General features: G+C 60.0%; 29 protein-coding genes and 1 pseudogene. 13 read left to right on the top strand and 17 right to left on the bottom strand.

Annotated features, from left to right (window positions below; translation table 11 throughout):
• The 9 genes and pseudogenes from ABWQ00_RS16335 to ABWQ00_RS13495 form a co-directional block, all read right to left on the bottom strand.
• Nucleotides 1-67, bottom strand: a pseudogene (locus ABWQ00_RS16335) (GTP-binding protein); the annotation flags it as partial.
• Between the two features lie 194 nt (nucleotides 68-261).
• On the bottom strand, nucleotides 262-2,364 hold the full coding sequence (gene fusA / locus ABWQ00_RS13530; RefSeq protein ID WP_353239196.1) for an elongation factor G: 2,103 nt from the start codon (nucleotides 2,362-2,364) through the stop codon (nucleotides 262-264).
• 98 nt (nucleotides 2,365-2,462) lie between these two features.
• Entirely contained in the window at nucleotides 2,463-2,933 is a 471-nt protein-coding gene (gene rpsG, locus ABWQ00_RS13525; protein WP_019426275.1) for a 30S ribosomal protein S7, read from the bottom strand.
• A 166-nt stretch (nucleotides 2,934-3,099) separates the two neighbouring features.
• On the bottom strand, nucleotides 3,100-3,477 hold the full coding sequence (rpsL, locus tag ABWQ00_RS13520; RefSeq protein WP_011466063.1) for a 30S ribosomal protein S12: 378 nt from the start codon (nucleotides 3,475-3,477) through the stop codon (nucleotides 3,100-3,102).
• Nucleotides 3,478-3,614: 137 nt separating this feature from the next.
• On the bottom strand, nucleotides 3,615-4,703 hold the full coding sequence (locus tag ABWQ00_RS13515; RefSeq protein ID WP_353239195.1) for a D-alanyl-D-alanine carboxypeptidase family protein: 1,089 nt from the start codon (nucleotides 4,701-4,703) through the stop codon (nucleotides 3,615-3,617).
• A 165-nt stretch (nucleotides 4,704-4,868) separates the two neighbouring features.
• Complete coding sequence (locus ABWQ00_RS13510) at nucleotides 4,869-5,504, bottom strand: alpha/beta hydrolase (protein WP_353239194.1); 636 nt, start codon at nucleotides 5,502-5,504, stop codon at nucleotides 4,869-4,871.
• Nucleotides 5,504-5,848, bottom strand: a complete 345-nt coding sequence (locus tag ABWQ00_RS13505; RefSeq protein WP_353239193.1) for a (2Fe-2S) ferredoxin domain-containing protein — start codon at nucleotides 5,846-5,848, stop codon at nucleotides 5,504-5,506. Before ABWQ00_RS13505 ends, ABWQ00_RS13510 begins: the two co-directional genes overlap by 1 nt.
• A gap of 36 nt (nucleotides 5,849-5,884) precedes the next feature.
• Entirely contained in the window at nucleotides 5,885-6,991 is a 1,107-nt protein-coding gene (locus ABWQ00_RS13500; protein ID WP_353239192.1) for a VanZ family protein, read from the bottom strand.
• A 23-nt stretch (nucleotides 6,992-7,014) separates the two neighbouring features.
• Nucleotides 7,015-7,443, bottom strand: coding sequence for a CopD family protein (locus ABWQ00_RS13495; RefSeq protein WP_353239191.1), 429 nt, complete (start codon nucleotides 7,441-7,443; stop codon nucleotides 7,015-7,017).
• 324 nt (nucleotides 7,444-7,767) lie between these two features.
• Here ABWQ00_RS13495 and hemB point away from each other — a divergent pair, with 324 nt between their 5' ends.
• Entirely contained in the window at nucleotides 7,768-8,772 is a 1,005-nt protein-coding gene (gene hemB / locus ABWQ00_RS13490) for a porphobilinogen synthase (RefSeq protein ID WP_353239190.1), read from the top strand.
• Nucleotides 8,769-9,950 carry a magnesium transporter CorA family protein gene (locus ABWQ00_RS13485; protein WP_502908140.1) on the top strand — a complete coding sequence of 394 codons (1,182 nt, stop codon included), beginning with the start codon at nucleotides 8,769-8,771 and terminating at the stop codon, nucleotides 9,948-9,950. Before hemB ends, ABWQ00_RS13485 begins: the two co-directional genes overlap by 4 nt.
• A gap of 43 nt (nucleotides 9,951-9,993) precedes the next feature.
• Here the strand turns inward: ABWQ00_RS13485 and ABWQ00_RS13480 are convergent, their stop codons facing one another.
• Entirely contained in the window at nucleotides 9,994-10,683 is a 690-nt protein-coding gene (locus ABWQ00_RS13480; RefSeq protein ID WP_353239189.1) for a dienelactone hydrolase family protein, read from the bottom strand.
• 27 nt (nucleotides 10,684-10,710) lie between these two features.
• Nucleotides 10,711-11,313 (bottom strand): 2-hydroxychromene-2-carboxylate isomerase, encoded by a 603-nt coding sequence (locus ABWQ00_RS13475; RefSeq protein ID WP_353239188.1) that lies wholly within the window; start codon nucleotides 11,311-11,313, stop codon nucleotides 10,711-10,713.
• A gap of 76 nt (nucleotides 11,314-11,389) precedes the next feature.
• Here ABWQ00_RS13475 and ABWQ00_RS13470 point away from each other — a divergent pair, with 76 nt between their 5' ends.
• The 5 genes from ABWQ00_RS13470 (at nucleotide 11,390) to ABWQ00_RS13450 (ending at nucleotide 13,906) form a co-directional block, all read left to right on the top strand.
• Nucleotides 11,390-12,136, top strand: a complete 747-nt coding sequence (locus ABWQ00_RS13470; protein WP_353239187.1) for an SDR family oxidoreductase — start codon at nucleotides 11,390-11,392, stop codon at nucleotides 12,134-12,136.
• Complete coding sequence (locus tag ABWQ00_RS13465) at nucleotides 12,136-12,609, top strand: MaoC family dehydratase (RefSeq protein WP_353239186.1); 474 nt, start codon at nucleotides 12,136-12,138, stop codon at nucleotides 12,607-12,609. The genes ABWQ00_RS13470 and ABWQ00_RS13465 overlap by 1 nt, the downstream gene beginning before the upstream one ends.
• A 19-nt stretch (nucleotides 12,610-12,628) precedes the next feature.
• Nucleotides 12,629-13,267, top strand: a complete 639-nt coding sequence (locus ABWQ00_RS13460) for a MarC family protein (RefSeq protein ID WP_353239185.1) — start codon at nucleotides 12,629-12,631, stop codon at nucleotides 13,265-13,267.
• Nucleotides 13,268-13,331: 64 nt separating this feature from the next.
• Nucleotides 13,332-13,583 (top strand): ribbon-helix-helix domain-containing protein, encoded by a 252-nt coding sequence (locus ABWQ00_RS13455; protein WP_353239184.1) that lies wholly within the window; start codon nucleotides 13,332-13,334, stop codon nucleotides 13,581-13,583.
• The gene (locus tag ABWQ00_RS13450; protein ID WP_353239183.1) at nucleotides 13,580-13,906 is read left to right on the top strand and encodes a type II toxin-antitoxin system RelE/ParE family toxin; all 327 of its coding nucleotides are present in this window, start codon (nucleotides 13,580-13,582) and stop codon (nucleotides 13,904-13,906) included. Before ABWQ00_RS13455 ends, ABWQ00_RS13450 begins: the two co-directional genes overlap by 4 nt.
• Nucleotides 13,907-13,978: 72 nt before the next feature.
• On the opposite strand, the gene ABWQ00_RS13445 is transcribed toward ABWQ00_RS13450, so the two are convergent.
• Entirely contained in the window at nucleotides 13,979-14,917 is a 939-nt protein-coding gene (locus tag ABWQ00_RS13445) for a LysR family transcriptional regulator (protein WP_353239182.1), read from the bottom strand.
• Between the two features lie 105 nt (nucleotides 14,918-15,022).
• On the opposite strand from ABWQ00_RS13445, the gene ABWQ00_RS13440 reads away from it, so the two are divergent.
• The 3 genes from ABWQ00_RS13440 (at nucleotide 15,023) to ABWQ00_RS13430 (ending at nucleotide 19,320) form a co-directional block, all read left to right on the top strand.
• On the top strand, nucleotides 15,023-16,534 hold the full coding sequence (locus ABWQ00_RS13440; RefSeq protein WP_353239181.1) for a CoA-acylating methylmalonate-semialdehyde dehydrogenase: 1,512 nt from the start codon (nucleotides 15,023-15,025) through the stop codon (nucleotides 16,532-16,534).
• Nucleotides 16,535-16,594: 60 nt separating this feature from the next.
• The gene (locus ABWQ00_RS13435; protein WP_353239180.1) at nucleotides 16,595-18,283 is read left to right on the top strand and encodes a GMC family oxidoreductase; all 1,689 of its coding nucleotides are present in this window, start codon (nucleotides 16,595-16,597) and stop codon (nucleotides 18,281-18,283) included.
• 278 nt (nucleotides 18,284-18,561) lie between these two features.
• Nucleotides 18,562-19,320 carry a sulfite exporter TauE/SafE family protein gene (locus ABWQ00_RS13430; RefSeq protein WP_353239179.1) on the top strand — a complete coding sequence of 253 codons (759 nt, stop codon included), beginning with the start codon at nucleotides 18,562-18,564 and terminating at the stop codon, nucleotides 19,318-19,320.
• Between the two features lie 15 nt (nucleotides 19,321-19,335).
• Here the strand turns inward: ABWQ00_RS13430 and ABWQ00_RS13425 are convergent, their stop codons facing one another.
• Together ABWQ00_RS13425 and alr are read right to left on the bottom strand one after the other, a co-directional pair.
• Nucleotides 19,336-20,259, bottom strand: coding sequence for a DMT family transporter (locus ABWQ00_RS13425; protein WP_353239178.1), 924 nt, complete (start codon nucleotides 20,257-20,259; stop codon nucleotides 19,336-19,338).
• A 13-nt stretch (nucleotides 20,260-20,272) separates the two neighbouring features.
• On the bottom strand, nucleotides 20,273-21,370 hold the full coding sequence (gene alr / locus ABWQ00_RS13420) for an alanine racemase (RefSeq protein WP_353239177.1): 1,098 nt from the start codon (nucleotides 21,368-21,370) through the stop codon (nucleotides 20,273-20,275).
• A 139-nt stretch (nucleotides 21,371-21,509) separates the two neighbouring features.
• Between alr and ABWQ00_RS13415 the strand changes: the two genes are divergently transcribed.
• The 3 genes from ABWQ00_RS13415 to ABWQ00_RS13405 all read left to right on the top strand — a co-directional run bounded on the left by ABWQ00_RS13415 (nucleotide 21,510) and on the right by ABWQ00_RS13405 (nucleotide 23,696).
• On the top strand, nucleotides 21,510-22,226 hold the full coding sequence (locus ABWQ00_RS13415) for a DedA family protein (protein WP_353239176.1): 717 nt from the start codon (nucleotides 21,510-21,512) through the stop codon (nucleotides 22,224-22,226).
• Between the two features lie 11 nt (nucleotides 22,227-22,237).
• On the top strand, nucleotides 22,238-23,134 hold the full coding sequence (locus ABWQ00_RS13410; RefSeq protein WP_353239175.1) for an EamA family transporter: 897 nt from the start codon (nucleotides 22,238-22,240) through the stop codon (nucleotides 23,132-23,134).
• 79 nt (nucleotides 23,135-23,213) lie between these two features.
• Nucleotides 23,214-23,696 (top strand): glutathione peroxidase, encoded by a 483-nt coding sequence (locus ABWQ00_RS13405; protein ID WP_353239174.1) that lies wholly within the window; start codon nucleotides 23,214-23,216, stop codon nucleotides 23,694-23,696.
• 46 nt (nucleotides 23,697-23,742) lie between these two features.
• On the opposite strand, the gene ABWQ00_RS13400 is transcribed toward ABWQ00_RS13405, so the two are convergent.
• From ABWQ00_RS13400 to glcE, 3 genes are all read right to left on the bottom strand, one after another.
• Complete coding sequence (locus ABWQ00_RS13400) at nucleotides 23,743-24,129, bottom strand: hypothetical protein (RefSeq protein ID WP_353239173.1); 387 nt, start codon at nucleotides 24,127-24,129, stop codon at nucleotides 23,743-23,745.
• 128 nt (nucleotides 24,130-24,257) lie between these two features.
• Nucleotides 24,258-25,502, bottom strand: coding sequence for a glycolate oxidase subunit GlcF (gene glcF, locus ABWQ00_RS13395; RefSeq protein ID WP_353239172.1), 1,245 nt, complete (start codon nucleotides 25,500-25,502; stop codon nucleotides 24,258-24,260).
• A gap of 16 nt (nucleotides 25,503-25,518) precedes the next feature.
• Nucleotides 25,519-26,664, bottom strand: a complete 1,146-nt coding sequence (gene glcE / locus ABWQ00_RS13390) for a glycolate oxidase subunit GlcE (RefSeq protein ID WP_353239171.1) — start codon at nucleotides 26,662-26,664, stop codon at nucleotides 25,519-25,521.
• Nucleotides 26,665-26,693: the final 29 nt, after the last annotated feature.

The raw sequence follows: 26,693 nt of genomic DNA, 5'->3' as shown, positions 1-26,693 counted from the left end.
GGTCAACGTGACCGATGGTGCCCACGTTCACGTGGGGTTTGGTCCGTTCGAATTTTTCCTTAGCCATTTTTCAATCCTTAAAAAGAGCAATGCCCGTGTGTTGGTTTAATGTTTGCATCAGGTTGGTTGATCACTCCGCACGGGCACAGAGTGGCACTTGATCGCAGACAGTTTCTGAACTTTCAGATCTGACTATCGCTTGCTTTTAGTCAGTGGTGCCCGAGCAAATTCGAAGGCGAATTTGATCTGGCACACATGCTTTTATTTTGCGCGTGCAGCCACAATGGCTTCAGCGACGTTACGCGGGGCTTCCGAGTAGTGCTTGAATTCCATCGTGTAGGTGGCACGACCTTGCGACATGGAGCGCAGGGTGGTGGAGTAACCGAACATCTCGGACAGTGGCACTTCGGCCTTGATGGCCTTGCCGCCACCGACCATGTCGTCCATGCCCTGGACCATGCCACGGCGTGAGGACAAGTCACCCATCACGTTACCGGCGTAGTCTTCTGGGGTCTCGACTTCAACAGCCATCATGGGCTCCAGAATCACAGGCTGGGCTTTGCGGCAACCTTCTTTGAAACCAAAGATGGCGGCCATTTTGAAAGCCATTTCATTCGAGTCCACATCGTGGTACGAACCGAAGTGCAGAGTCACTTTGACGTCAACGACAGGGTAGCCCGCCAACACGCCTTGACCCAGAGCTTCGATCACGCCTTTTTCCACCGCTGGGATGTATTCACGAGGAACCACACCGCCCTTGATGGCGTCGACGAATTCAAAACCCTTGCCTGGCTCTTGTGGCTCGACCTTCAGAATCACGTGGCCGTATTGACCCTTACCACCGGACTGACGCACGAACTTGCCTTCAGCTTCTTCGACGGTCTTGCGGATGGTTTCGCGGTAAGCCACTTGAGGTTTGCCCACGTTGGCTTCCACACCGAATTCGCGCTTCATGCGGTCCACGATGATTTCCAGGTGCAATTCGCCCTGGCCGCCGATGATGGTCTGGCCGGATTCTTCGTCGGTTTGCACGCGGAAAGACGGATCTTCTGCAGCCAGACGGGACAGGGCCATGCCCATTTTTTCTTGGTCGGCTTTGGACTTGGGCTCCACCGCCTGACGGATCACCGAGTCAGGGAACACCATACGCTCGAGCGTGATCACCGCATTGGGATCGCACAGGGTTTCACCGGTGGTCACGTCTTTCAAGCCCACGCAAGCGGCGATGTCGCCGGCACGGATTTCGTCGACTTCTTCACGGTTGTTGGCGTGCATCTGAACGATACGTCCGATACGCTCTTTCTTGCCGCGCACCGAGTTGAACACGGTGTCGCCCTTTTTCAGGACGCCCGAATAGACGCGCACAAATGTCAACTGACCCACGAACGGGTCGGTCATCAATTTGAAGGCCAAGGCGGAGAACTTTTCGTTGTCGTCGGCCTTGCGGACAATTTCTTTTTCTTCTTCGTCGTAGCCCTTGATGGCTTTCACGTCCAAAGGCGAAGGCATCAACTCAAGCACTGCATCCAGCATGCGCTGAACGCCTTTGTTCTTGAAGGCGGTACCGCACAGCATGGGTTGGATTTCGCTGTTGATGGTGCGAACGCGCAAGCCCTGTGTGATTTCGTCTTCAGTCAAGTCGCCTTCTTCCAGGTACTTGTTCATCAGTTCTTCGGAGGCTTCAGCAGCTGCTTCCACCATCTTCTCGCGCCACTCCTTGGCCACTTCGACCAAGTGAGCCGGGATTTCTTCGAAGGTGAACTTCATGCCCTGGGAAGCTTCGTCCCAGATGATGGCTTTCATCTTGCGCAGATCGACCACGCCAGTGAAGTTTTCTTCAGCACCAATCGGGATCACGATCGGCACGGGGTTGGCCTTCAGGCGCAACTTCATTTGCTCGACGACTTTGAAGAAGTTGGCACCGGTGCGGTCCATCTTGTTCACGAAGGCCAGACGAGGCACTTTGTACTTGTTGGCCTGACGCCACACGGTTTCGGACTGGGGCTGCACACCACCCACAGCGCAGTACACCATGCAAGCGCCGTCCAGCACGCGCATGGAGCGCTCGACTTCAATCGTGAAGTCCACGTGGCCGGGGGTGTCGATGATGTTGATGCGGTGGTCTTCGAAAGAGCCGTCCATGCCTTTCCAGAAGCAGGTGGTGGCGGCAGAGGTGATCGTGATGCCACGTTCTTGCTCTTGCTCCATCCAGTCCATGGTGGCAGCGCCGTCATGTACTTCACCAATCTTGTGGTTCACGCCGGTATAAAAAAGAATACGCTCTGTCGTTGTGGTCTTGCCGGCGTCAATGTGCGCCGAAATGCCAATGTTGCGATAGCGCTCGATAGGGGTAGTGCGAGCCATAAATTTCTCCAATGATTAAGTACCAAAGCCCGCCACCCCAAATGGGGCCAGCGGGCCAGCTTCTGACCGTGTAGGGTTCTGTGTGAAACCCGCGTGAATCAGAAGCGGAAGTGCGAGAACGCCTTGTTGGCTTCGGCCATGCGGTGAACTTCGTCACGCTTTTTCATGGCGCCGCCACGGCCTTCATTGGCCTCGAGCAGTTCGTTGGCCAAACGCAGGGCCATCGACTTCTCGCCGCGCTTGCGTGCGGCTTCTTTGATCCAGCGCATCGACAGGGCCAAGCGACGAACAGGGCGCACTTCAACAGGCACCTGGTAGTTCGCACCACCCACGCGGCGGGATTTGACTTCCACCATGGGCTTGACGTTATTGATGGCGATGGAGAACAGCTCGACAGGGTCTTTGCCTGTTTTCTTTTCCATGTTTTCGAGGGCACCGTAAATGATGCGCTCGGCGACAGCTTTTTTGCCGCCTTCCATGATCACGTTCATGAACTTGGACAACTCGACATTACCGAACTTGGGATCCGGCAGGATTTCACGTTTAGGGACTTCGCGACGACGTGGCATATTTCACCTCTTAATTGCTTCAGTTGGCATCTTTTCAGACGCCGCGAGGGTTATTCAAAACCTCTCACTTACTCGACCCACCTGGACAATTCCGGGCTTCGGGTCACTTCGCTGGATCACCGCGCCACGCGGGAAACAGCACCGAAAAATTTCAACCCGTGAGGGCTTACTTGGCCTTTGGTTTCTTCGCGCCGTACTTGGAGCGAGACTGCTTGCGGTCTTTCACGCCTTGCAGGTCCAAAGAACCGCGGACGATGTGGTAACGCACACCGGGCAAGTCTTTGACACGACCACCGCGCACCAGAACAACAGAGTGCTCTTGCAGGTTGTGGCCTTCACCGCCGATGTAAGAGATCACCTCAAAACCGTTGGTCAAGCGCACTTTGGCGACTTTACGCAGAGCGGAGTTGGGCTTTTTAGGCGTTGTGGTGTACACACGGGTGCAAACACCACGACGCTGTGGAGAGTTTTGCATCGCGGGGCTTTTGGACTTGATCGTTTCGACCTCGCGCCCCTGACGCACCAATTGATTGATGGTTGGCATTGTTTGTAACGTCCCTAAACGTTGAATTTTGACAAAAGAAACTTCCCCGCCCCAAAAGCGGAAAAGCCTGCCAGTATAACCGCTTGGCGTAAGTTGGGCAAGTTATCCACAACTTGATGCCTCATCAGCTGCAAAACCTATTTGATCCACAGACGCACCGAGCCCCACGCGCGCCCCAAAAAACCAGCTTGCTCGACCGGCTCGAGCACCGTCAAAGGCACCTCGAACAAAGGCCTATCGCCCTGCAACACCTTGAGACTGCCCACAGATTGCCCTTTGACAAATGGCGCAATCAGGGGGTCGGGCCGAACCACCTGGGTTTTCAATTGGGCCGCCGTGCCCGAGGGCACGGCCACCACCAAGGGCCTGTCCGCGCCCAGCTTGACCACCGCCTGCTTGCCTTTCCAGACCGGGGGCGTCACAACGGCTTGGCTCGCATCGAACAATTTGACCGCATCAAAGGCCGTATAGCCCCAGTTCAGCAGCTTTTGGCTTTCGTTGGCACGGGCGTTTTCGCTTTCAGCGCCCAAAACCACGCTGAGCAGGCGACGCGTACCCACATTCGGGAACTCGCGCTTGGCCGAAGCCACCAAGCAATAACCCGCCGCTTGGGTGTGGCCCGTCTTGAGTCCATCGACCGTGGCGTCCCTGAACAACAGCAAATTCCGATTGGTATCGTTGGCAGCAGGGGTGCCTGAGTAACGGTATTTCTTGATGGCGTAATAAGGAACATAGTCAGGAAAGTCCCGCATCAAGCGGGTGGCCAGCAGCGCCAAGTCCCTGGCGGTCGTGGTGTGACCGGGTGCTGTCAGGCCCTCCGGGTTTTTGTAGGCCGTGTTGTTCATGCCCAAAATTCGGGCCTGATCGTTCATCAGCTGAACAAAGCGCTCCACGCTGCCCGCCACCCCTTCGGCCAAAGCCACGGTGGCGTCATTGCCCGACTGCACGATCATGCCTTTGATCAAATCCTCAACAGGCACTTGCATCTTGGGGTCGATGAACATGCGCGAACCGGGCATCTTCCAAGCCCGCTCTGAGACGGGCAAAGTTTGCTGAAGGTTCAGCTTGCGGGACTTGAGGGCATCGAAGACCAAATAAGCGGTCATCAGTTTGGTCAGCGAGGCGGGCTCCACCGTCATGTCGGGATCTTTGGCGGCCAGCACCTGATTGGCTGTCACGTCCATCAAAAGATAGGCCTTGGCAGCCAACTCGGGTGGCTGGGGCATTTGGGCTTGGACCACACCTGAACAAACAAGGCAAAAACAGCTGACCAGAATTTTGAGGAAGTTGTTCATCGCGGGTAAATCATGAAAAGTCTTTAAGCCATGTGGGCCCAAATAACGCGCCCACATTGGCGGACAAGCGCGGAAAGGGCGAGGGCGTCCAGTGGATCAGGCTCCTGAGGCCTTCAGGTGACGGATCACCAAGGATTTGAGTAAAGGCAATTGTCCGTGAAAGAAGTGCTCAACGCCCGGAATCACGGTGATCGGCAGGGATTGCGGCCTGGCCCAATCCATCACGCTGGCCAGTGGCACCGTATCGTCTTGCTCACCATGGACCACCAGGCAGCGCTCGTGCAGCACTTGGGGCACTGGTGCCACCTCAAAACGCGAAGCCGCTGTGCCCACCAGCACCAAGGCCTGCGGCAAACGCGCCTCGCCCAGCGCTTGCACCACATGGCTGGTGACAAAGGCGCCGAAAGAAAACCCAGCCAAAGCCACCGGCCCATCAGGGTCCATCTGCTCCATGACCCGAAGCATGTCTTGGGCCTCACCCCGGCCTTCGTCGTAGGCGCCCGCACTCGCGCCCACACCCCTGAAGTTAAAACGCACTGCACGCCAACCGCACTGCACAAAAGCGCGCGCCAAGGTTTGCACGACTTTGTTGTGCATGGTGCCGCCAAACAAGGGGTGGGGGTGGGCGATGAACGCCGTACCCTGCACAACGCCATCTGCAGGCACATCCAAAAGCGCCTCCAAGACGCCCGCTTCACCTTGCAAGTTCAGGTTTTGGGTGGCCTGGTTCATCAGCGCCCCAAGTGCTCGGGGGTCACAAGCCGCTCGACCACCTGGCCATTTTTCAGGTGCGATTCGACGATCTCGTCAATGTCTGCCTGATCCACATACGAATACCAGACGCCCTCCGGATAGACCACCGCCACAGGACCACCCGCGCAGCGGTCAAGGCACCCGGCCTTGTTCACCCGTACCGCACCGGGTCCGGCCAAGCCATGGGCTTTGACTTGAGATTTGCAGTGGTCAAAAGCGGCCTGGGCGTTGTGCTGGGCACAACATGCCTCGTTGTTTTTACGTTCATTGAGGCAAAAAAAGATGTGCCGCTTGAAATAGGGTGGGGTCTGGGGAGTGCTCATCCGGCAATTTTAGGCTTGCTGGAGTGGGCCTCTCATTCAAGCCCGCCCAGCAGAAGGTGACATGGACAGTCTGCGCACCAAGTAAATCAGCAGGGCAAAAGGCCATGACCAGCCCAACCACTGGATCAGGCCATGAAAGCGGATGAACCTCCCCTGCTCCCAGGTCTGCAAAGTCAATGGAAAGTAAGCATCCGCCGAAGCCGTGTTGAGCCAGCTCAACTGCAGCACCAATGCGGCCAAGGCCAACACCCAACACAAGCGCGGCGAGGCCCAAGACAAAACCACAGCCAATACCAAGGCAGCAACAACGCCTTGGATGACCTCAGGACTGACCCAGCCCCAGGCGTGCACAGGCCCATAAGTCAACGCTGCCGACAAAGCGCTGGCCAGCAAGCCCACCGTCAAGCAAAGCCCCGCCAACACCCAGCGTTGCGGCCTGCGTTGCACCACGCCATACGCCAACAAACACGGCAGCAGCAAACCCAGCGCCACGCACAAAGATTCGGTGATGGGCAGCATGGGCTGGAACTCCACCTCGCGCACAGGCCAGGACTCCAGCCAAGGCGTGTCCTGAAGGACCTGGATCCAAGTGGCCTCCAGACGCTCCAGCACTTGACCCAAGCCAAAAGGTACCGCCGCCGGAAACAGCAAGGCCAAGGGCCAAACCGCCAAGAGCGCCAAAGCACCACTGGCTTCGGTTTCAAACCAGCGATCACGAAAACGGTTCCAGTGCTCCATCAGGCCGACCCAAACCAAGCCACGCGCCACGACAGCACCCACCCAAGCCCCGACCGTGTTCAAAGCCATGTCCACGTTGGAAGGTACTCGCACGGGCAAAAACATCTGCAGCGATTCGAGTGCCAGGGACAAGGATGCGGCCAACAAAGTGGTCACCACCACCGCTGGCCACTGGGGACGCATGCGGCGCAAACTCAGCGCCAACAAAAACCCCAATGGGGCATAACCGAGCACATTGGACAGCACATCAAAACCCGTCCAATAGCGCGGCCATGAAGCGGTCAGGAATGACCACGACATGACGCCCTGAAAACGCCAGTTATCAAATGGGTAAAGGCTGGCGTAGACGATCAGGACTGCGTAAATGCAGAACAAGGGCCAAGCGGCTGATGTGCGCCGTGTCATGTTGCCCCCATCGGACAGCCCCCTCAAAAGGGTTTGACCACCACCAAAATGACCGCCGCCACCATCAGAAGCACAGGGGCTTCGTTGTACCAGCGGTACCAAACATGGCTGCGCTGGTTATGGCCGCCTTCAAACTGGCGCAGCAAAACGCCGCAACTGTGGTGGTAGGCCACGAGCGCCACCACGATCAGCAATTTGGCATGCATCCAGCCCTGCCCACCGCCCAGCCCAATGCCGTAATAAAGCCACAGCCACAAGCCCAGTGCCAAGGCCGGTATGGCCAAAATGGTCATAAAGCGGTAGAGCTTGCGAGACATCAAAAGCAAACGCGCCCGCTCTGCGACCGAACCCGGCTCCACCATAGCCAAATTCACAAAAATTCGGGGCAGGTAAAACAAGCCCGCAAACCAGCTGGCGATGAACACGATGTGAAGGGCTTTGATCCAGAGCATGGCTCAAGTGTAGTCAGAGATCGCCGGCGCCGGGGACTCAGGGCGAGCAGGCAAAAAAAACCCCCGGCCAGGGGCCGAGGGTGGGAAACCCGTCGGCGTTACCGCGTCCAGGCCCCGCTCAGGGAGGTAAAGCGGGGGGCAGCAAGCTGCCCAAGCGCAATTTATCAAATATCAAAACCGATAACAAGGTTGATTTTGTCTTTAATGAAATTTTTGATGTTTATGACACACCCCCGCCTGGCTGGCGGCCAACTTGTAGCCTGAGCGACTGAACATGCCCGCTGAACTTTGGCATTGGCGGGGAGTTCAGGCACAATTTTCAACATGAACCCCGTTGCCCCTTTCCCTGCCAACCGCCCACGCCGCTTGCGCCGTGATGAATTCACCCGCAACTTGGTGCGCGAACACCGGGTCACGCCACATGACCTGATCTATCCGGTGTTTGTGCTGGACGGCCAAAACCAGCGCCAGCAAGTAAGCTCGATGCCCGGCGTGGAGCGCCTGTCGCTCGACCTGCTGCTGCCGGTGGCCGAAGACTGCGTCAAGCTGGGCATCCCCGTCATGGCGCTGTTCCCGGTGATCGACGCCAACCTGAAGGACCCGACAGGCAGCGAAGCCATGAACCCGAACGGCCTGGTGCCGCGTGTGGTGCGGGAGCTGAAAAAACGCTTTCCCGAACTGGGTGTGATGACCGATGTGGCGCTCGACCCCTTCACCAGCCACGGTCAAGACGGCCTGCTCGACGAGACCGGCTACATCCTGAACGACGAAACCACCGCCGTGCTGGTGCAACAAGCCTTGACCCAGGCCGAAGCTGGCGTGGACATGGTCGCGCCCAGCGACATGATGGACGGGCGCATTGGTGCGATCCGTCAGGCGCTCGAAGCCCGTGGCCTGATCCACACCCGAATCATGGCCTACAGTGCCAAGTACGCCAGCGCCTTTTATGGCCCCTTCCGCGACGCGGTCGGCTCGGCGGGCAACCTGGGCAAGAGCAACAAAAAGGTCTACCAGATGGACCCCGGCAACACCGACGAAGCACTGCGCGAAGTCGCCATGGATCTGGCTGAGGGCGCGGACATGGTCATGGTCAAACCCGGTATGCCGTACCTGGACATCGTGCGCCGCGTCAAAAACGAGTTCAAGGTGCCGACCTTCGCTTACCAAGTATCGGGTGAATACGCCATGCTCAAGGCTGCCGCACAGAACGGCTGGCTGGACCATGACCTCGTCATGATGGAAAGCCTGCTGGCCTTCAAGCGGGCAGGTGCAGATGGCGTGCTGACTTACTTTGCCCGCGACGCCGCACGCTGGATCGCCGCCCATTGAAAGACACTCAAAGCCCTGCGGGCGTCCCCGGTTTGCGGGTATTTGCCATCCAGGGCAACCAGGTCCAGGCTTGGCCTTCACACGGCTCAGACACCGCCTTGCCAGAGGCCTTGCCCGATCAAGGCTTCCTCTGGCTGGCTTTTTCCCGCTCGCATTTTGAGGGCCATTTGCCCGCCATCCAGACCTGCCTGCAGCAACTGACAGGCCAAAGCCTGGTGGACCTGCACGTCTCGGACTTGCTCAACGGCCAATTGCCCTCGCGCTACGACTTCACCTCGCACTATGACCTGCTGGTGTTTCGCCGATTGGCCCAGCAAACGGGCACCGCACCCCGACACAGCGAAACCAAGCCTCCACACGCCATGGGCAAACGCCCCGGTCCACCCATCTTGCAGCGCATCGACACCAGCCCAGTGGGTTTTGCGGTGTTTGATCGGGTACTGCTGAGCGTGCACCCCGACGACTGCGCCGTGCGCGAAGCCTACGCCAGCCGCCTTTTGAACGCGACGGGCGACAAAACCCCAAGCAACGACCCGCGATCTGCCGGGGCACGGGGCATTCCCTTGAGTCCAGCCGACATGATGCTGCGCATCGTGAGCCAAATGGTGGACGCCTACCTCGACTTGCGACGGGAACTGAGCCGCCAATTGGACCATTGGCAAACCGAGTTGATTCAGCCCAAAACTCGGTTTCAGCGCTGGGACGCCTTGTTGCAAGCCCGCTTAGCCTTGCACCAACTCGAAGACCTGTGCGATGACCAGCGCACCGCCATGCTCAACTGGAACGCCACCCTGGAAGACTGGGTGGTGAGCAATGACCCGAACGCGCTGCGCGAACACGAGTTGCTGAAAGTGCGCTGCCGAGATGTGCTGGAACACATTGACCGCATGGTGAACCATGTACGCCGCTTAGAGCACAACACCGAAACTGCCGTGCAAATGCACTTCAATGCACAAGGCAACCGCACCAACGACATCATGCGCACCCTGACCGCGCTGACGGCCATCTTTTTGCCTCTGAACCTGATTGCCGGCATCTTTGGCATGAACTTCGAATTCATGCCCTGGTTGCACACCGCCAGCGCATTCTGGTGGACGCTGGGCAGCATGGGCGCGATTGCCCTGGTCATGGGCCTGGTGTTTTGGCGCAAACGCTACCTGGCCCGAACGGGGAACTGATCGCCATCAAGCCCCTTGAACGGGCGCCCTATGGCCAGGCAGCTCAAGCCAGATGTTCTTTGAAAAAAGCCAAGGTACGCTGGCGCGCCAGTTGGGCCGAAGGCGCATGCCAAGAACCACGCTGATCACAGTTGAAACCATGGTGGGCGGCATATGTGTGAACCATCACTTCAGGGTGCGCTTTCTGAAAGGCCTGCACCGTATCCATCGGTATCCAGCTGTCCTCCTCGGCAAAATGCGCCAGCACCGGCACACGAGGCTCGCGGGCCGTTTCAGCCTCGGTGGTCACGCCCCCACCGTAATAAGGCACTGCGGCACTCAAGCCCGACAAAGTGCAAGCCGCACGCCAAGTCAGCAAACCGCCCCAGCAATACCCCACGATGCCCACCTTGCCACCAGACACTTGGGCCGCATGGTCAATGGCCGCCTGAATGTCCTGCATCACACCCGACGCGGGCAAAGCCTCCGCCGCGGTTTTGTAGCCAAAGCCCTCGCCCATGTCGGCGTCGGTATAACCCAGCTCCACCCCGGGCTTGACGCGGTGAAAGGCTGCTGGGGCCACAGCCAGATAACCCTCGGCGGCATAGCCGTCGGCCACAGCGCGGATGTGTCTGTTCACCCCAAAAATTTCCTGAATCACCACCACTGCCCCCTTGGGTACACCGACAGGACGGGCCTCGTAAGCAGGTACCACGGTGCCATCTGCGGCTTGGAGTTCGATCATCTTTCCCATGCACATCTCCTGGTTGGTCAAAACTCTTCAACGGGCCAATGCGCGTTCGACAAATTCGAGTCGGTCTTGGCCCCAAAAAATCTCACCCTCGACCACATAGCTGGGGGCGCCAAAAACGCCCGCATCGATGGCCGCCTGGGTGTAGCTTTCATAGCGCTCTTGCACAGCCTGGCTTTGCGACTGGGTCATCAAGCTGGCTGGTAAATCTTGCTCTTGCAACAACTCGGCCAGCACTTTGTCATCGGCCATGTTGCGCTCTTGGGCCCAACAGGCGGTCAAAATCGCGCCCGCAATTTTCATGGCCGCCAGCGGGCCTTGGGCCAGATCGGCCGCAATGATGAGGCGGGCCGAATCGTCTCCCCCCACAGGAAAATACTTGGGCTTGAGGTTCAAAGGCACATTCAGATGCTGGCTAAACCGCTGCAACTCCACCAAACGGTAGGCCTGGCGCTGTGGCGCACGCTGGCCCAAGGGCAAACCACCCGATATCGGAAATACCTTGCCACCCAAGTCGATGGGCCTCACGCGCACTGTGGCCCCGGTGCGCTGCACGATGTCGGCCAAGCGCTGGTGGCCCAAATAAGCCCAGGGGCTTTGCGGGGCGAGGTAATAGTCCACTGTGCGACCCATGATGTTTCCTTGTGCGTTGTGTAATCTGTACTTGGCGGTTGTAACCGCAACAAAACATTTTTGCAGGAGACACGCGATGAACAAGGTCTTGTTGGTGACGGGTGGCAGCCGAGGCATTGGCGCGGCCACCGCACTTTTGGCGGCCCAAAACGGTTGGTCGGTGGCGGTGAACTACACCGCCAACTCTCTGGCCGCTGACGAGGTGGTGCGCCAAATCCGCGCCTCGGGCGGTCAAGCCATGTCGGTGCAAGCCGATGTGGCCGAAGAAGACCAGGTGCTGCGCATGTTTGAGCACATTGACGCCAAGCTGGGCCGCCTGTCGGGTTTGGTGAACAACGCGGGTGTGGTCGATGTCAAGGCCCGTGTGGACGAGATGAGCGTGACCCGCTGGAAGCGCATGTTCGACATCAACGTGATTGGCAGCCTGATCTGCGCCCGCGAAGCCGTGCGCCGCATGAGCACACTGCATGGTGGTGAAGGCGGCAGCATCGTCAACGTGTCCAGCGCTGCGTCCCGTTTAGGCGCCCCCGGTCAATACGTGGACTACGCCGCCGCGAAAGGGGCAATTGACGCTTTCACCATCGGCCTCGCCAAAGAAGTCGCTGCGGAGGGCGTCCGCGTGAACGCCGTGCGCCCGGGCCTGATCGAAACCGAGATCCACGCCTCGGGCGGCTTGCCCAACCGGGTCAAAGAGCTGCAGCACTTGGTGCCTGCCCAACGCGGCGGCACGGCCGAAGAAGTGGCAGAGGGTATTGTGTGGCTGTTGTCGGACAAGGCCAGCTACACCACCATGAGCTTTTTGGACATCTCGGGAGGCCGTTGATGGCCCAGTCACCCGCACACATCAAATACTTTTGGGAAGACATGGCCACAGGCCAAGTGCGCGACCTGGGCAGCATCACGCCAACCCGCGAAGAGATCATCGCTTTTGCCACCCAGTTTGACCCGCAGCCCTTTCACCTGGACGACGCAGCGGCCAAAGCCTCGGTGTTTGGTGCCTTGTCGGCCAGCGGCTGGCACACCTGCGCCATGGCCATGCGGCTGATGGTGACCAACTTTTTGCACGAAACCTCCAGCCTGGGCTCGCCAGGTCTGGAGAACATCAAATGGATGAAACCCGTTTTTCCGGGCGACACCCTGCGCCTGCAAAGCACCGTTCTGGAAACCAAACCCATGGGCAAACGCGCCGATGTGGGCATGACGCGCAACCTGTGGGAAATGTTCAACCAACACGGCGACAAAGTGCTGCACATGGAAGGCTGGGGGATGTTCAGAAGGCGTACGCCGGCAGCATGATGCGGCGCACAATCGGGCTATGGACTTCAAACCGCTCATCACCCTGCTGGCCATCGTCAACCCCTTGGCCATCGTCCCGTTTTTCATCCATTACACCCAAGGCTTCAGCCCGGCACAGCGCAAGAGAACGATTTGGGTGTCGTCCTTTTCCGCCTTCGTGGTCATCGCCGCCAGCGCCTTGCTGGGCCTGCAAATTCTGGAATTTTTCGGTATCTCTTTGGCCAGTTTCCAAGTTGGCGGGGGCATGCTGCTGCTGACCGCTGCTTTGTCGATGCTCAACGCCCAGCCTGCCGAAGCCCGTGCCAACGCCGATGAAGTGCACGACGCCGAAGCCAAAGCCGCCATGGGGGCCAGCATTGCCGTGGTGCCGCTGACCATTCCCCTGCTCACAGGACCCGCCACCATGTCCACGGTGGTGATTTACGCCGAAAAAGCCAAAGACTTTGCCCAACTGGCCACCCTGGTGGGCTACGGCGTGGTCATTGCGCTGGCCACGGCCCTGTGCTTTTCGTTGGCCACCCCGATTGCCCGCATTCTGGGCAAAACCGGTATCAATGTCATGACCCGGCTCATGGGTTTGATCTTGGCGGCCTTGGCGGTCGAAGTGATGGCCGACGGCCTGCACAAGCTCTTTCCGGTGCTGACGCGGTCAATATGAGCGCCCGAGATAAAGCTGCATGGTATCTCTTGCCAATTTTTGCCAAACTCACTAAGCTTTCCACATGAGCACCATGAACATTTCCCTTCCTGAAGCCTTGAAGACCTTCGTGGATCTGCAAGTCAGCCAACGCGGCTACGGCACCAGCAGCGAGTACGTCCGTGAATTGATCCGCAAGGACCAAGATCGACTGCAATTGCGTGAATTGCTCCTGAGCGGTGCGAGTTCCTCACCCACGGCACCGGTCAGTGCGACCTACTTTGACGGCTTGCGTGACCGGGTTCACCAAGCCATCCGGACCCATTCACCACGGTGAAAACCAAGCCAGTCATCCCACGCGAATTGGCCCTTCGGGATGTTGACCAAGCTGTTGCCTACTATTTAGACGAAGGTGCACCATCTGCTGCTCTCGGTTTGATTGATGCCCTGGAAAAAGCTTATTCCCACATCAGCCGTCACCCCGCCACGGGATCTCCGCGGTACGCCCACGAATTGCACCTGCCAGGTCTTCGGTTTTGGCCGCTGACCCGCTACCCACATGGTGTTTTTTACATGGAAAAAGAGGACCACATCGATGTTTGGCGCGTGCTGCACGGCCAACGCGATATCCCTGCTTGGCTACAGACTGAATCCGATTGAGTTTCTCTAGGCGGCTCAGGAACAGCGGCTTAGAGTTTCAAAGTTTGCTTAAAGCCACTCGCCAAATAGGCATTAGGCCCCAAACCCCTGTGCCAACCCAGACCTCAAATGACCCACCAGCGCTGCGACGGCCCGGGGCACATGGGGCGCGTAGGGGCGGATGGCGTAAATGGTTTCGGCAAAGGCACCCACCGGTTTCCAGTCGGGCAACACGCGTACCAACCGACCCTTGCGCAACTCGGCTTGGGCGCTGAAGTCGGGCAGGAGGGCGATACCTGCACCGGTCAAGGCCGCTTCGCGCAGGGCTTCGCTGTTGTTGGCGGCAAAGCGGCCACTCACGGGCACCGTGATGCGATCGCCCCCGCCTGAGGGCTGGCGCGGCTCGAAGGTCCAGGCCGGGGTGTCTTGCGAGCGGGGGTAATGCAGACAGTTGTGGGCTTGCAGCTCGGTCGGGTTTTGCGGTTCGCCAAATTGACCGATGTAAGCGCGGGTGGCCACCAACACCGACTCGGTGGCGCACAGCGCCCAGGCCACATGGGTGTCAGGTGGGCGGGCGGTGTGGCGAATGGCCAGGTCGTAACCTTCTGTGGCCAAGGCACTCAAGCGGTCGGACAGGTCCAGCTCGATGCGAACATCTGGAAAATCTTTCAAAAAAGCGGCGAACAGCGGCACCAGTTGTTGGCGGGCCAGCGCCACCGGGGCCGTGACGCGCAACAAGCCGCTGGGCTGCTCGGCCAGATCGCGCACCTGGGCAAAGCTCTGCTCGATCTGTTCAAAGGATGCGCGGGTTTCGTCGACCAGCCTTTGTCCCGCCTCGGTCAAACGCAAGCTGCGGGTGGTGCGCTGCACCAGGGTCACCTTGGCCGCCCGCTCCAGCTCGGCAATGCGCTGGCTCATGGCGGCCTTGCTCACGCCCAGGCGTGCAGCAGCGGCTGTGTAACTGCCTTGCTGCGCCAGCACGCTCAACCAGTGCAGGTGCGTCCAGAGTGTGTTGATTTTTTGCTCTTCCATGCAGGCATTGTTCACTATTTTGAACAATCAATTCAGATTTGAGGCATTGCGAGGGTGAGCGACGGTGCCTACACTGCACGCAAACTTTCACATACGGAGTCCCTCATGAGCATTTCCCCCATCGGCCACTACATCAATGGCCAAGTCGCCGCCGGCACCTCGGGCCGCAGCCAGAGCGTCACCAACCCCGCCACGGGCGCTGTGACTGGCAACGTGGCGCTGGCCAACCGCGCCGAAGTGGCCCAAGCCGTGGCCGCTGCGCAAGCCGCTTTCCCCGCTTGGTACGACACACCGCCGCTGCGCCGCGCCCGCGTGATGTTCAAGTTCCTCGAGCTGCTGAACACCCACAAAGACGAGCTGGCCCACATGATCACCGCCGAGCACGGCAAGGTGTTCACCGACGCGCAGGGCGAGGTCTCGCGCGGCATCGACATCGTCGAATTCGCCACCGGCATTCCGCAGCTGCTCAAAGGCGACTTCACCGACCAAGTCTCCACCGGCATCGACAACTGGACGCTGCGCCAGCCTTTGGGCGTGGTGGCCGGCATCACGCCGTTTAACTTCCCCGTCATGGTGCCCATGTGGATGTTCCCGGTGGCCATCGCGGCCGGCAACACCTTCATCTTGAAGCCCAGCCCCACCGACCCAACGCCTTCGCTGTTCATCGCCGACTTGATGAAAAAAGCCGGCTTGCCCGACGGCGTGTTCAACGTGGTGCAAGGCGACAAAGAAGCCGTGGACGCGCTGCTGGAGCACCCCGACGTGAAAGCCATCAGCTTCGTCGGCTCCACCCCGATTGCCAACTACATCTATGAGACCGGTGCGCACCACGGCAAGCGGGTGCAGGCCTTGGGCGGCGCGAAAAACCACCTGGTCGTCATGCCCGACGCCGACATCGACCAGACCGTGGACGCGCTGATTGGCGCAGGCTACGGCTCGGCCGGTGAGCGCTGCATGGCGATCTCGGTGGCCGTGCTGGTGGGCGATGTGGCCGACAAGACCTTGCCCAAGCTGATCGAGCGCACCAAAGCGTTGCAAGTGCTGAACGGTGAAAACCTGGCCGCCGAGATGGGCCCCATCGTGACCGACGCGGCGCGTCAGCGGATCAAGGGTTACATCGACGCAGGCGTGGCCGAGGGCGCCAAGCTCTTGGTCGACGGCCGCGAGTTTGACGGCTCACGAGCCGGTGCCGGTTGCGAACAAGGTTTTTGGCTCGGCGGCACGCTGTTCGACCACGTCACCACCGACATGAAGATCTACAAAGAAGAAATCTTTGGCCCGGTCTTGAGTTGCGTGCGCGTGCCCGACTTCGCCACCGCGGTGCAGATCATCAACGACCACGAGTTCGGCAACGGCGTGAGCTGCTTCACCCGCGACGGCAACGTGGCGCGCGAGTTCTCGCGCCGCATCCAAGTGGGCATGGTTGGCATCAACGTGCCGATCCCGGTGCCCATGGCATGGCACGGCTTTGGCGGCTGGAAGCGCTCGCTGTTTGGTGACATGCATGCGTATGGCGAAGAAGGTGTGCGTTTCTACACCAAGCAAAAGTCCATCATGCAGCGCTGGCCCGAGAGCATCGGCAAAGGTGCGGAATTTGTGATGCCCACCGCCAAGTGATGAACTTGTGAGCGCTGCTTGGCGTGCACAATCGTGAACAGAGGAGTCAAGGTCAGAACCATGAACGACAACAGCTTCGACTACATCATCATCGGCGCGGGCACGGCGGGATGCTTGTTGGCCAATCGCCTGAGTGCCGACCCCAGCAAGCGGGTCTTGCTGGTGGAGGCGGGCAAAAAGGACAATTACCACTGGATCCATATCCCGGTGGGTTACTTGTATTGCATTGGCAACCCGCGCACCGACTGGCTGTATCAGACCGAACCGGCCGAGGGCTTGAACGGTCGCAGTCTGCGCTACCCGCGTGGCAAAGCTTTGGGCGGGTGCAGCAGCATCAACGGCATGATTTACATGCGCGGCCAGTCGCGTGACTACGAACATTGGGCCGAGGTCACAGGCGACGACGCTTGGCGCTGGCAACAGTGCTTGTCAGATTTCAAAGCGCACGAAAACCACCACAAGCTTGACGCCATGATGCCGCATGAATTTGCCCGCCAGCATGGCGGCTCGCGCGATGACTATGCGCAATTGCACGGCCATGGTGGCGAGTGGCGCATCGAAAAGCAGCGCTTGCGCTGGGATGTGTTGGACGCCTTTGCCCAAGCGGCGGTGCAGGCCGGTATTCCGGCCACGGCCGACTTCAACAGCGGCAACAACGAAGGCGTGGGTTATTTCGAGGTAAACCAAAAAGACGGTTGGCGTTGGAATGCGTCCAAGGCGTTTCTGCGCCCCGCTCAGCAGCGCCCCAACCTGACCGTGTGGACCGAAACCCGGGTGCAAGCCCTGCAACTGGCACCCCAAGCCGATGGCCGGATGCGCTGCGTGGGCGCCAAATTGCTGCGCCAAGCTCAGACCGTCAACGTCACCGCCGAAGCCGAGGTGATCCTGAGCGCGGGCAGCATCGGTTCGGTGCAGATTTTGCAGCTCTCAGGCATTGGCCCAGCAGAACTGTTGCGGGCTAAAGGGGTGCCCGTGTTGGTCGATCTGCCGGGCGTGGGCGCCAACTTGCAAGACCATTTGCAAATCCGAACCGTGTACAAAGTGCGCAACACCACCACCCTCAACACCCTGGCCAACAGCCTGTGGGGAAAGGCAAAGATCGGGGTCGAATACGCCCTCCAGCGCACAGGCCCCATGAGCATGGCGCCCAGTCAGTTGGGGGCCTTCACCCGCAGCGATCCGGGCCGCACCTGGCCCAACATCCAGTACCACGTTCAGCCCCTGAGCCTAGACGCCTTTGGCGAGCCCCTGCACAGCTTTCCGGCCATCACGGCCAGTGTGTGCAATTTGAACCCCACCAGCCGGGGCACCGTCCAGATCAAAACCCCCCATTTTGAAGACGCCCCTGCCATCGCGCCCAACTACTTGGCCACCCCAGAGGACCGCCAAGTGGCGGCCGACAGCCTGCGCGTCACGCGCCGCATCATGGCGCAAACGGCCATGGCGCCTTTCTCACCCGAAGAGTTCAAGCCCGGCGTGCAGTACCAAACCGACGAAGATCTGGCCAAGCTGGCAGGCGACATTGCCAGCACCATCTTTCACCCGGTGGGCACCACCCGCATGGGGCGCGATGACGACCCAATGGCGGTGGTCAATGCGCGGCTGCAGGTGCGGGGCGTGGCGGGTCTTCGCGTGGTCGACGCCGGTGTCATGCCCACCATCACCAGCGGCAACACCAACAGCCCCACCCTGATGGTGGCAGAAAAAGCGGCCAGATGGATCGTGGCCGATACCGCCCTGACGGCCTGACGCCAAGCGCCCAGCGGTCAAAACAGGGATTTACCCCCGTATCGGGAAATCCCTGAGAAAAACCTCCCCCGTCATCCCTTACATTGCAACAACTCGGTGCACAGCAGTATCTGCATCCTGAGGGCCGAGGAGACAACTCGAACCCCGAAGAACTCGAACATCAACCAACATCCGAACGAGGTGTACTTTCTAAGCGTCGCGCAAGCGGCGCTTTTTTTTGCCTGCTTCCCAGCCTCTGTGCGACAGGCTTTGCACCCTTGCGATGACACAATCCCCACATGGAATTATTGATTGTTTCCTTGGCCTCGCTCTTGGCCGGGCTGGTGGACTCTATTGTGGGCGGCGGCGGGTTGATTTTGATTCCAGCATTGTTTGCAACCTTTCCAGGCGCACCGCCCGCCACTTTGTTTGGCACCAACAAAAGTGCATCCATTTGGGGCACGGCTTTTGCCACCCTCCAATACAGCCGCAAGGTGGTGATGCCTTGGCGCTCCTTGCTCCCTGCAGCAGGTGCGGGCCTGGTGGGCTCGGTGCTCGGGGCATGGGCGGTCACGCAGGTGGACCCCACCTTGTTTCGCAAAGCACTGCCCGTGATGTTGGTGATCTTGCTGGTCTACACGCTGGCTAAAAAAGACATGGGCCGCGAACACGCGCCACGGTTTACCGGCCGAAAAGAGATCTGGATCGCCGCCAGCATCGGCTTGACGATCGGGTTTTACGATGGGTTTTTTGGCCCGGGCACAGGCAGCTTTTTGGTGTTCGCCTATGTGCGCTGGCTGGGTTATGACTTTTTGAACGCCTCTGCCTCGGCAAAGTTCATCAACGTAGCGACCAATTTTTCAGCCCTCATGCTGTTCGCTTACCAAGGCCATGTGTGGTGGCACTTGGCATTGGCCATGGCAGTGGCCAACATCGTTGGCAGCTTGATCGGTACGCGTTTGGCGCTCAAGCACGGCTCGGGTTTTGTGCGCCAAGTCTTCATCTTCGTGGTCTTGGCCTTGATCTGCAAAACCGCTTATGACACCTGGCTCAAGTGATGGCAACAGCCCCGCTCAGCGCAGCCGCCATTTGATTTGCCCGGCATATTGCGCCAAGGCCACGCCCAGCAAGGTCACACCCGCCCCGGCAATCTTGATCCAGGTGTAGTCCTCGCCCGACAGCGCCCAGGCGAAAAGGCCCGCCATGGGCGGCATCAGGTACATGAGGGGCGCAGACCGGGCCACCCCCCTCACGGTGTTGATCCAGCCCCAAGCCAGCCAGCCCAAAAAGGCGGAAACCAGCACCGACCAAAACAAACCCACCCATGCCCAAACATCGAGCAATGCCCAATTGGCCTCCAGTCCCGCAGGCAGCGACAACAGCATGACCGGCAAACCGCCCAACAAGGTCGCATAGCCCATGGTCAAGACCGGGCCGTGCCTTTGCATCACAGGCTTCACGGCCACCGTGTAATAAGAAAAAAGAGAGGCCGCCACGAGCAACACCAAGTCCCCACCGCCAGCCCGCCAGTTGCCGCCCAGCAATTTGTCAGACAAAAACATCAAGACCCCGCCAAAAGCCAGCGTCACGCCCGCTATTTGTGCGCCGGTCAAACGCTCCAAACCCTGAATGCGCAAGATCAACAAGGTAAAAATCGGGCCGCAAGCCAAAATGACCGAGCTGGAAAACGCCGTGGACCAATGGATGCCATAAGTCACCAAGCCCACATGCAGGGAGTGACCAATGAACCCCAGCCAAGCCATGTGCATCCAGTCCTTGCGCGGCAAGGGGGGCAACCAAGCGCCCATGCGCCAACGCATCAGCAGCAAGGCACACACGGGCATGATGAGGTAACGCGCCCACAAGAAACCGCCGGGTGTGATCAGGTCAAACAGGTACTTTTGGAGGGTGAAGTTGCCGCCCCAAATCACGATCAAGACCAGCGCCACCACCAAGGCACGCTGGTCATGGGGGTGCAGCGGTGTGCGGTGGGGCATGAACAGCAAGCCTTCAGTCGGCCAGCACCACTGGCACACGCAGCGCCAAGGCGCACATCAACTCATAACCCACCGTGCCTGCGGCCTGAGCCACCTCGTCGATGGCCAGCACCGCACCTTGGGCTGACTGGCCCCACAGCGTCACAGCGCTGCCCATGCCTGCGTCTGGAAAGGGACTCAAATCCACGGTCAGCATGTCCATGCTGACCCGACCCACGGTGCGCCCGCGCTGACCATTGACCAGCACCGGTGTCCCCGTGGGGCAGATGCGCGGGTAACCATCGGCATAACCACAGGCCACCACGCCGATGCGCATGGCCCGATCGGCCACAAAACTGGAGCCGTAGCCCACCGTGTCGCCCGCTTGGAGCGACTGCACCGCGATGACTTGGGCATTCAAACTCATGGCCGGTTGCAAATCCCAATCGGCGGCGCTGTGCGCGGGAAAGTCGGGGGAACTGCCGTACACCGCAATGCCTGGGCGAATCCAATCGGCTTTCACTGCGGCGTCTTGCGCATGACGCAAGGTCGCTGCGCTGTTGCTCAAACTGCGCTCCCCGGGCAGGTCGCGAGTGGCCTCTGCAAATCGGGCCATTTGCTCGGCAATGCCCTTGGGGCCATCGGCATCGCTGAAATGGGTCATGAGGGAGATCTCATCCACCTGGGGCAAAGCATTCAAGCGCGTCCAAGCCGACCGAAAACGCTGGGGTGCAAAGCCCAGTCGGTTCATGCCGGAGTTCATTTTCAAGAAAACACGGTGCGGCTCATGCGTCTTGTGCAGCGCCAGCATGTCGATTTGCTCGTCGCAATGCACTGTATGCCACAAGTCCAGACGCGAGCACAACTCAAGATCGCGCGCCTCAAAGACCCCCTCCAAAAGCAAGATCGGGCCACGCCAACCCAAAGCACGTACACGCTGGGCCTCGGACAAGTCCAGCAGGGCAAACCCGTCGGCGCCACGCAAGCCATCAAACACCCGCTCGATGCCATGCCCATAGGCATTGGCCTTGGTCACGGCCCAGACTTGCGCATCGGAGGCCGCAAGGCGCACCCGGTTCAGGTTGTGGCGCAAGGCTTGAGGGTGAATGGTGGCTTGAATCGGACGGGGCATGGTTGTGCAACAAAACTGACGAACACACGCAAGTGTGCCAGCAAAGTCAGGCCCCATATGCGGCCCGATCCGCACTGTCATTTCGGCTGAAAGGCGTGAGGCCACAACGGCCTGACCCGTGTCTGGAAGGGGCTTACAAATGCTTTACACTGGCGCGCAAGCTGCTGTGCCCCTGCATTTCGCCAGGGGTTTTTCAAGCGGCCAAACCTTGAAATCCATGGAAGTTTTTGAGTTTTTGATGCCCATCTTCACCCAATACGGCTATTTGGCTGTATTTGTGATGTTGCTCATTTGCGGTTTTGGCGTCCCCATTCCTGAGGATGTGACCTTGGTCACAGGCGGCGTGATCGCAGGGCTGGGGCATGCCGATGTGCACACCATGTTTGCCGTGGGCATGGCGGGCGTGATGGTCGGTGACGGCCTGATGTTCACTTTGGGCCGCCTGTATGGCGAGCGCATTGCCAAACTGCCTGGTTTTCGCAAAGTTCTCACTCCCGCGCGTTTTGCCAGCGCACAAGAGGCTTTTGAAAAATACGGCAAATGGGTCATGTTCGTGGCCCGCTTTCTGCCCGGTTTGCGCACCCCTGTGTTTTTCTCGGCCGGCATGAGCCGACGCGTGAGCTTTTCTACCTGGTTCTTCATGGACGGCTTTGCTGCACTGATCAGTGTGCCGATCTGGGTGTACCTGGGTTACTTTGGCGCGCAAAACTGGGACTGGATGTTTGGCGTGCTGCGCCAATTCCAGCATGGCATTTTTGCCCTGCTGGGCATCGGCCTCGTCTGGCTGGTCTTGCGCTGGTGGCGCAAGCGCCAAGCCACGCTGGCGGCCACCAAAGCCTCAGGCGACGCCTCCTGATCTGCCCTTCCATGGGCAACATCTCCCCCAAAAGTCTGGCAGTTGCCGGGCTCCTCTTCAACGCTTTTGTTTGGGGCGTGTGCTGGTGGCCCTTCAAACAACTCGAAGCCCTTGGCCTGCACCCGCTTTGGGCCACAGCGCTGGTCTATGCCTTTGTGTTTTTGTCCATCGCCTTGTGGCTGTGGCGCAGCGGGCAACTTCTGAGTTGGCGCAACCACCCCGGGTTGTGGCTCTTGCTGCTGGCCTCGGGCTTGACCAATGTGGGGTTCAACTGGGCCGTGACTGTGGGCGACGTGGTGCGCGTGGTGCTGCTTTTTTATTTGATGCCCGCATGGTCGGTACTGGTGGCCTGGTGGTTGCTGGGTGAAAAACCCACCCCCATGGCCTTGCTGCGCCTGGTGCTGGCGCTGGCCGGATTGTTCATCGTGCTCAAAACCCCCGAAACGCCTTGGCCCGTGCCCGAAAGCCTGGCCGATGGGCTGGCCCTGATGGGCGGCCTGACATTTGCCATCACCAACGCCTTGCTGCTCAAGCTCAAAGACAGCCCCAGCTCCTCGCGCACGCTGGCCATGTTTGGCGGTGGCGCGGTCATGGCCACGCTGGCGGCGATTGTCGGATTGGCCACAGGGGTAGTGGCAACCGGTACGGCCCCCAGCTGGAGCTGGTTGCCCTTGGTGGCCCTGCTGAGCCTCTCGTTTTTGCTGGGCAACCTGGCGCTGCAATACGGCGCCGCCGGTCTGGCCGCCCACACCACCGCGCTGGTCATGTTGTCCGAGGTGCTGTTTGCCAGCGTGTCGTCGGTGCTGCTGAGTGCCTCCAGCTGGGACAGCCGCACCCTTGTCGGCGGGGCCTTGATCTTGCTGGCGGCTTTGCTGTCCATCGTCGGGCCGGGCCACAAGGCCAACTGAACAAGCTTGCACAGTCAGGGGCTGTCGCTGGCATGATGTTTATTTGTCATCTTTGCCCACACTCACCGGAGAGCACCCCATGAGCCTGTACGACCTCGAAGCCCAAAGCATCGACCACCAAACCGTGCACCTGTCGCGCTACAAGGGTCAGGTGATGCTGATTGTCAACACCGCCAGCGCCTGCGGCTTCACGCCCCAGTTCACAGGGCTGGAAAAGTTGCACAAAACCTACGCCGACCAAGGCTTGACCGTGCTCGGCTTTCCTTGCAACCAGTTCGCCAGCCAAGACCCGGGTGACGACACGCAAATTGCCAACTTCTGCCAAAAGAACTACGGCGTGAGCTTTCAGATGATGAGCAAGATCAAGGTCAACGGCGACGGGGCCCACCCCCTGTACCAATGGCTCTCGGCCGAAGCCCCCGGCATTTTGGGCAGCAAGGCCATCAAATGGAATTTCACCAAATTTCTGGTGGGGCGCGATGGGCGAGTGATCAAGCGCTACGCGCCGCAGGACGCACCAGAAAAAATCGCCAAAGACATTGAGGCGGCACTGGCGGCTTGACCGACGCAGGCCAGTGGCGCCTGCCTCTAGGCGGATCTGAGCCCGTTCAGGCCCACCAAGTCAGCACGGCCAACCACAGCAGCACCGCTGCACCAGCCCACACCAACACCCGCGTGCGCAAGCGAAGCACTTCCACGGTACTGACCAGGCGCGCATTTTGTTCGGCCAACTCGGCCAAGGTTTCGGTGAGTTCGCGCTGGGTCTGGGCTTGGCGCTCGATCTGGCCTTGCGCGGCGATCAAGGCGTTTTTGAGTTCTCCCAAGCTGGGCACAGCACTGACGGGCGTGGTGGTGGCGGGGTTGCCCGCTGCGCCAGAGGGCTGAGCGGGTTGGCGGTCCATCAGCTTGCGCGCGGCTTTGAGGACCGAAGGCGCGTGTTCGATCACATCGCCCCAGGGAATCACTTTGAGCGCCATCAACCAAGGTATCGCCATCGTCTAGTCCTTTGTTTACGCTTTGCACGCGCAGTCTGCCATCCATTGCTGAATACTACCCGGGAGGGCATTTTGGCGTGCTCGGGCGCTGGTCTTGGTGGATGGAAAAAAGGACTTTATCGACGCGATCAGAAAGCGCTACTCAACGCCTCATCCAACAACTCCACCCAATGCCGCACAGGCAAGCCGCTACCGCTTTGCAGGTGGGTGATGCAGCCGATGTTGGCGCTGATGACGCCATGGGGTTGCAGGGCGTTCAGGTGGCCCAGCTTGCGGTCGCGCAATTGCTTGGACAGATCGGGGTTGAGCACGCTGTAGGTGCCCGCCGAGCCGCAGCAAAGGTGCGACTCGTTGGCCGTGACCTTGATTTTGAAACCCAGATCGCCCAAGTGCTTTTCCACGCCGCCTTTAAGTTGCTGGCCATGTTGCAGGGTGCAAGGTGGGTGGTAGGCCTGCAGGCCTGCGGCTTGCAGGGCTTGGGGCTTGATCTTGGCTTGGAGCAGCGGCACCAACTCGGGCAGCAGCTCGCTCAAGTCGCGGGTCAGCGCGCCGATGCGGGCGGCTTTGTCGGCGTACTGCGGGTCGTCTTTCAGCACATGGCCGTAGTCTTTGACCATCACACCGCAGCCCGAAGCGTTCATCACAATCGCCTCGACATCGCCCGATTCGACGAGCGGCCACCAAGCGTCGATGTTGGCGCGCATGTGGTCCTTGCCGCCGTCGTGGTCGTTCAGGTGGAACTTGAGCGCGCCACAGCAACCGGCCTTGGGCGCAGTCACCGCTTGAATGCCTGCGGCGTCCAGCACGCGGGCGGTGGCGCTGTTGATGTTGGGGCTCATGCTCGGTTGCACGCAGCCGGCCAACATCAACACTTTGCGGGCATGTTGCGCGGTGGGCCAGGCACTGGCATTTTGCGGTGCAGGCACTTTGGCTTTCAGGCTTTCGGGCAGCAGGCCGCGCACCATCTGGCCCATCTTCATGGCCGGGGCAAACAAGGGCGAAGGCAGGCCTTCTTTGAGCGCCCAGCGCAGCATTTTTTCGCCTACGGGGCGCTCGACTTTGGCGTCCACCAGCTTGCGGCCAATGTCGACCAGGTGGCCGTATTGCACGCCGCTCGGGCAAGTGCTTTCGCAGTTGCGGCAGGTCAGGCACCGGTCCAGGTGCAGCTGGGTTTTGCGGGTGGGTGTTTCGCCCTCCAACACCTGCTTCATCAAATAAATGCGACCACGCGGGCCGTCCAACTCGTCACCCAGCAGTTGGTAGGTGGGGCAAGTGGCCGTGCAAAAGCCGCAGTGCACACACTTGCGCAGAATGGCTTCGGCTTCTAGGCCGTCGGGGGTGTTTTGGTATTCGGGGGCGAGATTGGTTTGCATGTTTTTCGTCCCGAGCTCAGAGGGGGTGCAGTCGACCGGTGGCGAACACGCCTTGGGGGTCGAACTGCTTTTGCAATTGCTGCTGGATGCGTTCTTGCACCGGCTCCAGCGGGGTGTTCACACCGACGACTTTGTCCAGCTCGGCATGTGCGGCGCTGGCACGAAACAGGGTGGCGTGGCCACCCACCGAATGCGCCAACTCGCGCAGCGGCACAGCCGCCGTGGCCGGTGCCCACAGCCAGCGCTGGGCACCTTGCCATTCAATGTAGGTGGCATAGGGCAAGTCCAAAACCGGTGCAGTTTGCGGCACGGACAGACGCCACAGGCAGTCGTCAGGATTGGGGGCATCAAAGAACGCCAGCGACTGCTCGGCGCTGGCACGCCAGTCTTGCGCGGCTTCGGCATTGTCCATGGCTTGCACTTGGGCGCCCAAAGCCACGGCATCGGCAGCCATCTTGCCGGTGGCCGACTGCACCGCCGCCATCGCACCGCGCAGGCGCACAAACAAATAATCAGCCACCGGCTGGGCGGTGGAATCGCGCACCCAAGCGCTGGCGTTCAGGGGCAAAGGCTGACCGCCCCAGCGGTGCAACAAATCGAGCGACGTGCCTTGGGCCAAACCCGCGATCATCAGCGTGGCTTCTGCCGGTGCCACAGGCAAGACCTTGAGGCTGACCTCAGTGATCAAGCCCAGCGTGCCCCAGCTGCCGGCCATCAGGCGGCTCACGTCGTAACCGGCCACGTTTTTCATGACCTGGCCGCCAAAGGTCAGGTGCTCGCCTAAACCGTTGATGAAACGCGCACCCAAAACAAAGTCGCGCACAGCGCCAGCGGTGGCGCGGGCCGGGCCGCTCAGGCCTGCGGCCACCATGCCGCCCACGGTGGCATCCTCACCAAAATGCGGTGGCTCAAACGCCAAGCACTGGCCTTTTTCGGCCACGGCGGCTTCCAGCTCAGCCAGCGGCGTGCCGCACCGGGCAGTGACCACCAACTCACTGGGCTCGTAGCTCACGATGCCCCGGTAAGCCCGGGTGTCCAGCACCTCGCCCGTGAGGCTCTGGCCCCAAAAGTCTTTGCTGCCGCCGCCGCGCAAACGCAGCACGCGGCCATCCGCACCCGCTTGGCGCACGGCATCGATGAGAGAATTGAGTTGGGCTTCCATGGGCAAGGATGGTAACGCCCACGCTCTGG

This window comes from Limnohabitans sp., assembly GCF_040400975.1.
Taxonomy (GTDB): Bacteria; Pseudomonadota; Gammaproteobacteria; order Burkholderiales; family Burkholderiaceae_C; genus Limnohabitans_A.
Note: the sequence above shows the minus strand (reverse complement) of the source record. Positions and strands in the feature narration are given on the sequence as shown.